This is a genomic window from Streptomyces lydicus (genome assembly GCF_004125265.1).
Classification (GTDB): Bacteria; Actinomycetota; Actinomycetes; order Streptomycetales; family Streptomycetaceae; genus Streptomyces; species Streptomyces lydicus_C.
This window is the reverse complement of the sequence record NZ_RDTE01000003.1, coordinates 1,469,150-1,480,883: the sequence shown is the minus strand read 5'-3', so window position 1 is coordinate 1,480,883 and position 11,734 is coordinate 1,469,150. Positions and strand designations below refer to the sequence as shown.

The 11,734-nt window shown below is 71.4% G+C and carries 9 protein-coding genes; 5 read left to right on the top strand and 4 right to left on the bottom strand.

What is annotated here, in order from left to right; genetic code table 11:
- Nucleotides 1–497: 497 nt before the first annotated feature.
- Complete coding sequence (locus D9V36_RS08965; RefSeq protein WP_129293290.1) at nucleotides 498–3,065, top strand: SdrD B-like domain-containing protein; 2,568 nt, start codon at nucleotides 498–500, stop codon at nucleotides 3,063–3,065.
- A gap of 313 nt (nucleotides 3,066–3,378) precedes the next feature.
- Nucleotides 3,379–4,059 (top strand): hypothetical protein, encoded by a 681-nt coding sequence (locus D9V36_RS08960; protein WP_129298281.1) that lies wholly within the window; start codon nucleotides 3,379–3,381, stop codon nucleotides 4,057–4,059.
- Nucleotides 4,060–4,066: 7 nt separating this feature from the next.
- On the opposite strand, the gene D9V36_RS08955 is transcribed toward D9V36_RS08960, so the two are convergent.
- Nucleotides 4,067–5,407: a right-handed parallel beta-helix repeat-containing protein gene (locus D9V36_RS08955; RefSeq protein WP_164992917.1), complete on the bottom strand. Its 1,341-nt coding sequence runs from the start codon at nucleotides 5,405–5,407 to the stop codon at nucleotides 4,067–4,069.
- An 89-nt stretch (nucleotides 5,408–5,496) separates the two neighbouring features.
- On the opposite strand from D9V36_RS08955, the gene D9V36_RS08950 reads away from it, so the two are divergent.
- Nucleotides 5,497–6,654 (top strand): Dyp-type peroxidase, encoded by a 1,158-nt coding sequence (locus tag D9V36_RS08950; protein WP_129293289.1) that lies wholly within the window; start codon nucleotides 5,497–5,499, stop codon nucleotides 6,652–6,654.
- Nucleotides 6,655–6,732: 78 nt separating this feature from the next.
- On the opposite strand, the gene D9V36_RS08945 is transcribed toward D9V36_RS08950, so the two are convergent.
- From D9V36_RS08945 to D9V36_RS08935, 3 genes are all read right to left on the bottom strand, one after another.
- Complete coding sequence (locus D9V36_RS08945) at nucleotides 6,733–7,287, bottom strand: isochorismatase family protein (RefSeq protein WP_129293288.1); 555 nt, start codon at nucleotides 7,285–7,287, stop codon at nucleotides 6,733–6,735.
- A gap of 88 nt (nucleotides 7,288–7,375) precedes the next feature.
- Nucleotides 7,376–8,905 (bottom strand): MFS transporter, encoded by a 1,530-nt coding sequence (locus tag D9V36_RS08940; RefSeq protein ID WP_241720763.1) that lies wholly within the window; start codon nucleotides 8,903–8,905, stop codon nucleotides 7,376–7,378.
- Between the two features lie 8 nt (nucleotides 8,906–8,913).
- Complete coding sequence (locus tag D9V36_RS08935) at nucleotides 8,914–9,345, bottom strand: MarR family winged helix-turn-helix transcriptional regulator (protein ID WP_129293287.1); 432 nt, start codon at nucleotides 9,343–9,345, stop codon at nucleotides 8,914–8,916.
- Between the two features lie 180 nt (nucleotides 9,346–9,525).
- Here D9V36_RS08935 and D9V36_RS08930 point away from each other — a divergent pair, with 180 nt between their 5' ends.
- Nucleotides 9,526–10,368, top strand: a complete 843-nt coding sequence (locus tag D9V36_RS08930; RefSeq protein ID WP_129293286.1) for a nitrilase-related carbon-nitrogen hydrolase — start codon at nucleotides 9,526–9,528, stop codon at nucleotides 10,366–10,368.
- A complete protein-coding gene (locus tag D9V36_RS08925; protein ID WP_129293285.1) occupies nucleotides 10,365–11,678 on the top strand; it encodes an aspartate aminotransferase family protein in 1,314 nt (437 codons plus the stop codon). The genes D9V36_RS08930 and D9V36_RS08925 overlap by 4 nt, the downstream gene beginning before the upstream one ends.
- Nucleotides 11,679–11,734: the final 56 nt, after the last annotated feature.

Here is an 11,734-nt window from a genome sequence, read left to right as displayed (position 1 = left end):
GGGCACTCGGGGATTATCGCGGATCCTGATGGGATATCAGGAGTTCTGCGGGTATCGGCGAGACTTTGGCGGATAGGATGTCGCGCGCTGCTCGCGATGGCGGTCGGTGAGGTCGGTGGTGGGGGGCGTGGGCACCGTGATGGAGTTGCCAGAAGACACAACTCAGGCCCGTCCCGCCCGAAGCCCTGAACGCATGTTCGCTATTCCTGGCCTGCGACGCTTATCGCCCGCCCGCAATATCCTCGAACGATCACCACAAAGCGGTCCACGTCACAGCGTGGACCGCATTTCTTTTGCGTGGTGTTCGCCTCGGTGTTCGCTTCCGAGGCCATGAAGCGGACCGGCAGCGAGAAGCGGTGCTTCGTTTTCCTGACAAGAAAAATGTGGAGTGTGATGCCATGAAACGAGTCGGCAGAGACTCTCGCCGGTCGGCCTGGAGGCTTGTGGAGGCGCTGGCGCGCGTGGGGTTATCCGTTCTTTTGCTGGCCGGCGGGGCCGTGGGAGCGACGGCTGGACCGGCCGCCGCTTCGACCGCCGACGGCACGCTGACGGTTCAGGTGCTGCGCGACTTCTTCGGCACCGGCGTGATCAACGCCGCGATGGACGTACCGCAGCGGGGCATGAAGGTGGAGATCTCCGACCCCGCCGGGCACCATGCCGCCGGCGTCACGGATGCCACGGGAAAGGTCGTGGTGTCGCGGTCGACCGTGCTGAGCGGTGGCCAATACCGCGTCGACGTCAGCATCCCGGCACCGTACCGCGACTACCTGCGGGCGGCGCCCGCGTCGACGGGGGACAACCACTTCGACAGCTTCACGTCGTTCGTGGATGTGTCGGACGGAAAGAACGCCTCGGTGGTGACGGGGGTGTGGGATCCGGCCGACTACACGCTCCCGGACTCGCGGTACTTCGTGCCGGTCCACAACGGCGCCAACGGGACCGACAACCGGGCGTTGGTGGCGTTCGGGACGAAGACCCGGGGCACATGTCCCACCGATGTGGCGTGCCCGGCCACGCTGGCCACGCAGGACCAGGTGGGCACCACGTTCGGGTTGGCGTACGACACGTACCGGACCCGGCTGTTCCAGAGCGCGTTCGCCCGCCGGTACGCCCCGTACGGGCCGCAGGGCGGGGGCGCGATCTACACGGTGCCGGTCAACGGCTCGGGTGCGCCGGAGCTGTTCGCGCGGGTGCCGGACGCCGCGGTGACGCGGCACGACACCGCCAACATGATCAAGGATCCCGGGTTCACCGACGCGCCGGGCAAGGAGAGCATCGGTGGCGTGGCCCTGTCGGAGGACGGCTCCACGCTGTACGCGGTGAACCTGCGGACCCGCAGCCTGGTGAGCTTCGACGCGAGGGGGGCCACCGCCGCGGCGCCCGAGTCGACGACCGCGATCCCGGACCCGGGGTGCGCGAGCCCCGACGACTGGCGGCCGTTCGGTCTCCAGGTCCACAACAACACGCTGTACGTCGGCGGCGTGTGCAGCGCGGAGAGCACGCAGCAGCGCGCGGACCTGAAAGCCTTCGTCTCCACCTACGACGGCAAGCGGTTCACCACGGTGCTGAGCCACCCGCTCACGGACAAACGCGGCACCGTCTTCGGTTCCGGCGACAAGGCCACCCACTGGAACCCGTGGAACACCGGCCTGGACACCTGGGACGACCGGAAGGCGGGCGGCGTCTTCATCGATCCGCAGCCTGAGCTGGCCTCCCTCGCCTTCGCCCGGGACGGCTCGATGATCCTGGGTTTCCGCGACCGGTTCATGGACGCGGTCAGCTGGGGAGGGCTGGACCCCCGCCCGGGGAACGACACGGCGGAAAACGGCATGTCCGGTGGTGACATCACCATGGTCTGCGCCGGTCCCTCCGGTGAATACCAGTGGGAAGGCACCGGGAGCTGCCCCAACCACGCCACCCCCGCCAACAATGGCGGCCAGGCCGCCGATGTCGTCGAATACTTCCCGGGCGACTTCTACGCCAACGCGCACCAGGAGACCGCGCTGGGGTCGGTGGCCTATATCCCGCAGCAGCAGTGGGTCGTCAGCACGGAGTTCGACCCGGTCGTCAACGTCGCGACCTCAGGGACCGGGTACCACGACATCACGACCGGCCAGGGCCCGGGCAACAACCCGACCGCCAACGGGTTCCAGTTCGTCAGCCGGGAACAAGGCGGGTTCGGCAAGGCCGGCGGGCTCGGTGACATCGCGTACGCGGCGGCGAACGCGCCGATCCAGATCGGCAATGTCGTGTGGTTCGACGGCGACCACAACGGGATCCAGGACCCGGGGCACGTGCTGCTGCCGGGGGCGACGATCAACCTGCTGGACGCGGACGGCAAACAGGTCGCCACGACCAGGACCAATGCCGCCGGTGAGTACTACTTCGGTGGTGTCGGCGCCGCGTACCAGCTCACACCGGGCGCGAAATACACGGTGCAGTTCGACGTGTGCACCGCGGACACCAGCAAGGTGCCCGGTCGGCCCCCGGCGAGCGAGCTGCGGTTCACGCTCCCGCGAGCCGGTGCCCACCGTGCGCACGACTCCAATGTGACCCCGCCGACCGCCGGGCAGCTGTGCAACGGCCGTACGCCTGTCACCGCGCCGGCCAAGCCGGGCGGGGTCGATCACACGATCGACGCCGGGGTGTACATCCCCAAGGCAACGCCGAGCCCGACGCCGACGCCCACCCCGACCCCGACGCTGCCCCCGGGCTCTACCCCGACGCCGACCCCGAGCCCGACGCTGCCCCCGGGCTCTACCCCGAGCCCGAGCCCGACGTCGTCTCCGAGTTCACCCCCGACCCCGACCCCGACGTCGTCTCCGAGCTCTCCCCCGACGCCGAGCCTGCCCCCGACGCCGGGCCCGAGCTCACCACCGGCCGCTACGCCGCCGTCACCCGCGCCGCCTGCCGACAACCCGGCCCCGTCCGGTGGGAGCAGGGGTTCGTTGGCACACACCGGTACGTCCGGGCTGCCCAAGATGATCGCCCTCGCCGGTCTGCTGGTGGGTGCGGGCCTGGTCATCGCGTTCATGAGCCGGAAGCGCCGCGTCCGGAAGCGCTGAACGAAGCGAACAACAGCGATCTGCCTGCCTGCCCGCGGTCCGGAGGGGCAGGCAGGCAGATCACCTCTCGGCCGGTCCACGAGGGCCGGCCTTGGCGTCGTCTGTCACCGGACTGCCGGGTGCCGCCGCGACCGCACGGTGGCTCAGCACGTGGTGACCGAGAGGATGAATCAGCAGAGTGTCAGCGTCAAGCCGCGTGCGGAGCGTGAGAAACCGCCAAGCTCTACCGGACCGTGCGGCTGACCGGCGCCGATGGCTGCGGCCACGCCGGGCGGCAGCCGTCATCGGCACCGCGGCCGCCGCGGTGGCCGCGGTGGCCGCGTTCCTTCTCGCCGACGGCGGCAATGGCCCCGGCGGGCCGCGCGCACTGACGTCGGACGAGGCGAACCGGCTGGCGATCACGCGGTTCCGAAACTACGAGGCGCACGGCCGCGCGATGACGATCACTGTGCCGGGTACCGCCGGCGGGCTGACCGTCACCGGGTCCGTGGACTACCGGGCCAAGCTCGGTTATGGCGTGGTGCACGGCACCGGGCGCGACACCGCCGGCGACGGGCTGATCGAGTGGACGGCCACCTCGGTGTTCGTCCACCCGATGGCGAACGCCCCAGCGCACGCACCCGCGTCGCCGCCCCGCGCGGCCTGGTACCGCCGTCCGCTGCTGTCGTCCGGCAGCGCGTTGGACAGTTCGCTGACCATCGCGCTCGGTCTCGGCAGCGACCGGCCCGACAACGCCCAACTGCTGCCGCAGAACGGCGCCGCCTGGCGCGGACGAGACCAGGTGGACGGGCATCGGGTGGACGTCATGACCGGGCCGTCCTCCCCTGGCCGTTCCGGTACGGCGGGCAACGTGCGCTACTGGGTCGGCTCGGACGGCACCATGTACCGGGTCCGCGTCAGCGTGGGTTCCGAGCCGCAGCCGGTGGTCATCGATTTCGACACCCAGAAGTACGCTCCGGTCGAGCCGGTACCCGGAGCCACTCCGACCCGGTAGCCGCTGTTCAGGACGTCTGCACCCGCGCGTTCGCGGCGAGCAGGGACGCTGACGGCAGTGGGATGCCCGCCGTCTTCGGAAGGGCCGGAGCGGCCGGGACAGTGGTGGGGCCCGTAGTGGTGGCACGGGGGAACTGCGGCTGCGGAACCGGCACCGCGACCTCGGTGAACGGGATGCCGCCGGGCGCCGTCGGCCTCGCCCACCTGCCGGCCGGCGAGGGCGACTTGGCCGGAAGCGGGCAGGACGCGGTGGTCGCGAGCCGGGCGGGCACGGTGGTGCGCAGAGCGTTGCCGCGCAGGCAGTTGCCCCGTCCCCGGGTGGCGGTGGGGAACGTCCAGCCGATGTCGATGCCGTTGCCGGTGAACGTGTTGTCCACGATCTGGTTGCCCACCGGAGGCAGGTCGGCGGTTGCGGTGATCACGAGTCCGGCGTTGCTGTTGCCGGCGATGCGGTTGCGGACGAACCGGTTGTCGCTGCCCCCGTCGATGCCGATGCCGGTGCCCCACCCGCCGTCGGCCTGCACCGGGGTGGCCCGCTGCTGGTTGGCGGCGATCAGATTGCCCGCGATGACGGCGCCCTGCTGCGGGAGCAGCTTCTCCTGGTGGTCGGAGTCGGTGGTCAGGCCGACCCGGTTGCCGACCAGGCGGTTGCCGACCACGTACATGTCTCCGCCGGCGTTGGTGCCTTCGTAACCGACCGCGTTGAGTTCGGCGATGTTGTCCCGCACCACGATGCGGCAGGGCTTGCACTGTCCGACGTAGATCCCCGAGTCGGCCCCTCCTGACGCGTACGAGTGCTCGATGACACCGTTCTGCGCGGAGAACGCGTAGATGCCGTACAGCCCGTTGCGGGTCGCGGTCACATACGAGACCAGGAACGACTTCAGGAAGGTGACGGGCTCATCGCCGGTGTCGTAGCCGCCGCTTCGCCCCGGTAGCCCGTCGGCCGCTTTCGCCGAACCGGTGACCAGGACCCCGTTCTGCGTGTTGTTCTGCACGGTCAGGTTCTGCACGGCCACCCCGGGCGCCGCGACGACGACACCGTTCGGCTGCTGCAACCGCCCGTCGATGACGACCTTGTCCCGGGACGCGCCGCGGAGAGTGAGGCGAGCCGTGCCGATCTTCACCGACTCGTGGTACACGCCCGGAGCGACCAGCACCAGGTCACCGGGCCGGGCCAACGACACCGCGTCCGAGATCGTCGGCGCATCGGCAGGCACACGGATCGTCACCTGCGCACCGGCCGGTCGCCGGCCTCTGCTTGATCCGCCATCACCGCCGCCGCAGCCGACCACAAGTGCCAGCGTGCCCAGTACCGCCGCCAACACGCGAAGAGCTGATCGAGGCATGATCCCAGTTTGGCAGCAGACGCCCAATTCCGCGCCGGAATCGGGAGGTTGACCGGCACGCGCGATCCGGGTGTGGCACTCTGCACACCATGCACCGAGCCGATCACCATCCGTCGCGCCGTGCGTTCCTCGATGTCACCGGAGCCATGGTGGCCGCCGGTCTGACCAGCGGGTGCACAGCGGACTCCGCCCGGCCAGGCCGGCCCGCCCCTACCGCGGCGGCCACGCCGACGCCGGTGGCGGCAACGGGGCGGCATCAGGCAGGCATCACGCTTCCCCAGCCGGCCCAGCCCCACCTGCTGGCCGTGGTGGCCGACCTCGGCGCCACCGTGCACGCCGGCCCGTTACTGGCCGAACTCGGCCAGGCCATCCGCACACTCACCGCGGGGACCGACCCGCGGCTGCTGGGCCTGCCGCCGGGCGACCTCACCGTGACCGTCGGCGTGGGCCCCCGGCTGGTACGCACGGCCGGTGCCTCGCTGCCCGGCGCGGCCGACCTCCCGCGATTCTCCCGGGAGCGGATCGCCCCACGGGCACGCGGCGGAGACCTCCTCCTACAGATCTGCGCCAGCGACGCGCTGCTCCTCCCGGTCGTGGGCGCTGCGCTCCTGGACCAGGCCGGTGACCGCATCCACGAACGCTGGCGGCAGTCCGCACGCCGCGGTACGAACGTGCCCCTCGGCAACGGCCTCACCGCGCCACGAAACCCTCTCGGCTTCATCGACGGCATCGTGGGCCCGCACACGACCGCCGAACAGCAACGCGACCTGTGGCTGGCCGGTCCCCCCGCGGTTGCCGGCGGCACCCTTGCCGTACTGCGGCGCATGGAACTCGACCTGCCGCGGTTCGCCGCCCTGTCCGTGGACCAGCAGGAGGCGGTCTTCGGACGGCGCCGGGCCAGCGGCGTGCCCCTCTCCGGGGGCTCCGTCGCCTCAGGCCCTGACCTCGGCGCCAAGACACCGGACGGACGCTACCTCGTCCCCGCGGATGCTCACGTGCGCAGGGCGAACCCCGCCGTCGTCGGCGCCGGCCTCATGCTCCGCCGCTCTTACAGCACCGACGAGCCCGCCCCCGGCCTGCTCTTCCTCAGCTTCCAGAACGACCTGCGGGCCTTCACGGCCACCCTCACTCACATGGACACCTCCGACGCGCTGCTGCAATTCACCACCACAACCGCCGGTGCGACCTTCCTGATCCTCCCCGGCTTCGACCGGCAACACCCTCTCGGCTCCCGGCTGTTCGGTTGATCATGCGCGGTCCCCGGAGCAGGGTGTCCGTCCGGTCCGGCTTGACCGGACGGACACCTCTTGGAGGGTTCCCGCACCTCAGCCGAGGAGCCCGAGGATCGCCTCGGTCGTATCGGTCTCGCCCAGCCGCGGGAAGATCTTCTCCAGGCTGTTGCGGTGTGCGTCGGCGTCCAGGTCGGTCATCGCGTCGGTGGCGAGGGTGACGTGGTAGCCGTGCTCGTGCGCGGCACGGGCGGTGGACTCCACCCCGATGCTGGTGGCGATGCCGGCGAGGACGACCTGGGTCACCCCGCGGCGGCGCAGCTCCAGATCCAGGTCGGTGCCGTGGAAGGCGCCCCACTGCTGCTTGGTGACGAGGATGTCGCCGGGCTGCCGGTCGAGCTCGGGGACCAGCTCGGCCCAGTCGGCGGGCGGGCTGCCGGCGGGCCGCGCGCTCTGCGTACGGCCGGGGGCGCCGCCCGTGACGTTCACCAGGACGACCGGCAGCCCGCGCGTACGGAACGCGGCGGCCAGCCGTGCGCCCCGTTCGATGACCTCGGTGGAGGGCACCGGCGCGCCGGGCAGGCCGGCGATGCCTTTCTGCAGGTCGATCAGGACCAGGGCGGTCGTGGTGTCGAGGATGGTGGCGGGCACGGTTGCTCCTTGTGGGGTGGTGGGTGGTGGAGGTGTTGCGGGGCGGGTGTGGCCGTCGCGGCGGGTGGCCGGGGTCCGATGGCCGGCTTCAGACGCCGTTCCCCGTGGCCCCCGGCCGCAGGCCGCGGTCGGCGAGGGTCAGGACGAGCAGCAGCAGGCCGAGTGCGATACCGATCAGTGCGATCTCGTGCAGCCCGGAGTCCGAGGCGCGCTGCCCGTAGAGCAGCCCGATCAGGCCGGACGCGGTGATCGCGCCGAGGTACTGGGCGGTGCGCATGAGCCCGGCGGCCGCGCCCACCCCGTCGGCCGGGGCCTGGGCGTAGACGGCGGCCTGATTGCCGGTGGACGACAGGCCCTGCGGGATGCCGAAGAGCGCCCCGGCGCAGAGCAGCGCGACCAGCGGGCCGGTGCCCTGCAGCAGGAGGAGGGCCGCGCTGCCCAGGCCGAGACAGACCGCGGCGAGGGTCAGCGGGGCACGGATGCCCTTCGTCCGGGCGACCACGAGCGAGCAGACCGCGGCCGCCAGGGACATCGGCAGCAGGATCAGCCCGGCCTGGAAGGAGGTGGCGCCGTACACCTGCTCCAGCCACTGGCTGAAGCCGTACAGCACGCAGTAGATGACGAGATAGGCCAGCCCCTGGCGGAGATAGGAGCGCACCAGGGCGCCGTGCCGGGCGAGCATCCGCAGATCGAGGAACGGCTCCGGATGGCGCAGCTGCCACCACACCAGGACGCCCGCGAGCAGCCCGGCCGGCGCCAGGAGCGGCCACGGCGGGTCCGCCGGCCGCAGCAGGAAGACCATGGCGCAGGTGAGCGCCGCGGCGAACAGCGCGATGCCCAGCGGGTCGAGGGAACCGGAGCCGGCCCCGGCGCGCCCCGGCCGGGCGTCCTTCCGGTCCGCGGGGAGCCAGGCGAGCGCGCCGAGCAGGGCGAGCAGCGCGAGCGGGACGTTGACCGCGAACACCGCGCGCCAGCCCGCGGTCGCGGCGAGCAGCCCGCCGAGCGTGGGGCCGACGGCGGCGCTGCTCAGCGCGGCGAGCGAGAGCCGGCCGAGCACACGACGGGGTGTGGGCAGCCCGGTCCGCCGGGACTCGGCGCGCAGCACCGCCATCGCGGCGGGGTAGGCCGCCGCGGTGCCGATCCCGAGCACGACCCGGGAGACGATCAGCAGCGCGAAGGTGGGCGCGAGCGCCCCGATGACGCCCGCGGCACAGACGGTCAGCGCGCCGGCGACGAACACCCGGCGGGGCCCGACGCGGTCGGCCAGCCGTCCCATCGACGGCTGGCCCACCGCGCTGGCGAGGTACATCGCGGAGATGAGCCAGGCGGTGTCGGCGGCACCGACATGGAAGTCCCGGCCGATGGCCACCAGGGCGGTGGCGATCATCGTCGAGTTGATGGGGTTCAGCAGCGACCCGAGCAGGAGCGGTGCCATCAGCCGGGCGCCGAAGGGGCGATCGGCGCCGGTGACCGCGCCGGAGCCGGTGACTGCGCCGGGGCCGGCCGGGGCGGCGGGGAGGCCGGGCCCGCCCGTGTCCCGCGGGGCTCCGGCGTCCGTTCCGGCGTCCGTTCCGGCGTTCATCCCGGCGTTCGTCCCGGCGTTCGTCCCGGCCTTCATTCCGCCCTTCATTCCGGCATCAACCGCCGTATCAGCGCGGTGGCCGACTCCAGCGTCTGCTGCTCCTCCGGGGACAGCCGGTCGGCGATGGCCTCGGCCAGCCAGTTCTGCTTGGCCTGCCGTACGACGGCGAGCATCCGGCGGCCTTCCTCGGTGAGCGAGAAGACCACCTGCCGCCCGTCCGTCGGATGCGGGCTGCGGGCGAGGACGCCGCGCTCCTCCAGCGCCCCGACGGTCAGCCGCATCGACTGCGGGCGGACCAGCTCGGCGCGGGCCAGGGCGGCGATGGTGGCCTCGCCGTCGGTGTCGATCCGGCCGATCACCGCGCGCTGGGTAGGGGTGAGCTCCCCCTGCGGCGAGGCGGCGCGCAGATGTCGCATGAGCAGGGAGACGGTGGCGCCCAGCTCCGTCGCCAGGCGTTCCTGGTCCTTTTCCGGCATATCTCCAGCGTAAATATCGACAGGCAAACTTGCAAGTTTTCCTGTCGATATCCCGGACGCGCCATACGGAGATGGTCTTGCCACGGTCCGTGACGGGGCTTACGGTCACCTCCACACGCGTAGATCGCGGCGTAGATCATGCGCGGGCTGCAGGCTGACGCATCGACAAAGGAGCAGCTCATGGCCGATGTTGTGCGTGCCGCACTGGTCCAGGCGACCTGGACCGGCGACACCGAATCGATGATCGCGAAGCATGAGGAGTACGCCAGAGCGGCGGCCGCGCAGGGCGCGAAAGTGATCGGCTTCCAGGAAGTCTTCAACGCTCCGTACTTCTGCCAGGTCCAGGAGCCTGAGCACTACCGCTGGGCCGAGCCGGTGCCCGACGGGCCGACCGTACGGCGGATGCAGGACCTCGCCCGGGAGACCGGCATGGTCATCGTCGTCCCGGTCTTCGAGGTCGAGCAGTCCGGCTTCTACTACAACACCGCGGCCGTCATCGACGCAGACGGTACGGTCCTGGGCACCTACCGCAAGCACCACATCCCGCAGGTCAAGGGCTTCTGGGAGAAGTACTACTTCAAGCCGGGCAACGCCGGCTGGCCGGTCTTCGACACCGCCGTCGGCAAGATCGGCGTCTACATCTGCTACGACCGCCACTTCCCCGAAGGCTGGCGGCAGTTGGGCCTCAACGGCGCCCAGCTCGTCTACAACCCGTCCGCCACCTCCCGCGGTCTGTCCGCCTACCTCTGGCAGCTGGAACAGCCCGCGGCGGCCGTCGCCAACGAGTACTTCATCGCGGCGATCAACCGGGTCGGCGTCGAGGAGTACGGCGACAACGACTTCTACGGCACCAGCTACTTCGTCGACCCGCGCGGTCGGTTCGTCGGCGAGGTCGCCAGCGACTCCAAGGAGGAACTGGTCGTCCGCGACCTCGACTTCGCCCTGATCGACGAGGTCCGCCAGCAGTGGGCGTTCTACCGCGACCGCCGCCCCGACGCGTACGACGGGCTGGTGCAGCCATGAGCCACGACCCCGCGGACCTGCACGCCCGCCACCAGGCCGTTCTGCCCTCCTGGCTCAGCCTCTACTACGAGCGGCCCCTCGAACTCACCCACGGCGAGGGGCGCCACGTCTGGGACGCCGAGGGCAACCGCTACCTCGACTTCTTCGGCGGCATCCTCACCACCATGACGGCCCATGCGCTGCCCGAGGTGACCAAGGCCGTCAGCGAGCAGGCCGGCCGCATCATCCACACCTCCACGCTCTACCTCTCCCGCCCCATGGTCGAGCTGGCGGAGCGGATCGCGGCGCTCTCCGGCATCCCCGACGCCCGGGTCTTCTTCACCACCTCCGGCACGGAGGCCAACGACGCGGCCCTGCTGCTGGCCACCACGCACCGCCGCTCCAACCAGATCCTGGCGATGCGCAACAGCTACCACGGCCGGTCGTTCTCCACCGTCGGCATCACCGGCAACCAGAGCTGGTCCCCGACCAGCCTCTCGCCGCTGCAGACGCTCTACGTCCACGGCGGGGTGCGCAGCCGCGGTCCGTACGCCGGGCTGAGCGACGCCGCGTACATCGCGGCCTGCGTCGCCGACCTGGAGGACATGCTCCAGCAGACCGCGGGCGGTGTCGCCGCGCTGATCGCCGAACCGGTCCAGGGCGTCGGCGGGTTCACCATGCCGCCGGACGGCCTCTACGCCGCGTTCCGCGAGGTGCTGGCCCGGCACGGCATCCTCTGGATCAGCGATGAGGTGCAGACCGGCTGGGGCCGCACCGGCGACCACTTCTGGGGCTGGCAGGCGCACGACAGCAACGGCCCGCCCGACCTGCTCACCTTCGCCAAGGGCATCGGCAACGGCATGTCCGTCGGCGGGGTGGTCGCCCGCGCCGAGGTGATGAACTCGCTCTCCGCCAACTCCATCTCCACCTTCGGCGGCAGCCCCGTCACCATGGCCGCCGGCCTGGCCAACCTCAACTACCTCCTCGAACACGACCTCCAGGGCAACGCGCGGCGGGTCGGCGGCCTGCTCATCGAGCGGCTGCGGGCGGTCTCGGCCGGCGTCGGTCTCGTACGGGAGGTGCGCGGCCGCGGCCTGATGATCGGCATCGAACTGGTCCGGCCCGGCACCGAAGAGCGCTCGCCCGAGGCCGCCTCGCTGGTCGTGGAGGCCGCCAGGGAACGCGGTCTGCTGGTCGGCAAGGGCGGCCAGGGCGGTGCCTCGCTGCGGATCGCACCCCCGATGACGCTGACGGTCGCCGAGGCGGAAGAGGGCGCGGAACTGCTCGCGGACGCGCTGCGGTCGGTGCAGGGGATGACGGCTGCATCGTGAGCCGACGCCACTGCGGCCGGGGCGGGGTACGTGCCGGGGCGGGGGCTTCGTTCAAG

What these genes read in the sequence shown, in the direction of transcription:
- D9V36_RS08955 (WP_164992917.1), bottom strand. Translation starts at nt 5,407, where the DNA reads ATGCCTCGATCAGCTCTTCGCGTGTTGGCGGCGGTACTGGGCACGCTG.
- D9V36_RS08950 (WP_129293289.1), top strand. Translation starts at nt 5,497, where the DNA reads ATGCACCGAGCCGATCACCATCCGTCGCGCCGTGCGTTCCTCGATGTC.
- D9V36_RS08940 (WP_241720763.1), bottom strand. Translation starts at nt 8,905, where the DNA reads ATGAAGGCCGGGACGAACGCCGGGACGAACGCCGGGATGAACGCCGGA.
- D9V36_RS08935 (WP_129293287.1), bottom strand. Translation starts at nt 9,345, where the DNA reads ATGCCGGAAAAGGACCAGGAACGCCTGGCGACGGAGCTGGGCGCCACC.
- D9V36_RS08930 (WP_129293286.1), top strand. Translation starts at nt 9,526, where the DNA reads ATGGCCGATGTTGTGCGTGCCGCACTGGTCCAGGCGACCTGGACCGGC.
- D9V36_RS08925 (WP_129293285.1), top strand. Translation starts at nt 10,365, where the DNA reads ATGAGCCACGACCCCGCGGACCTGCACGCCCGCCACCAGGCCGTTCTG.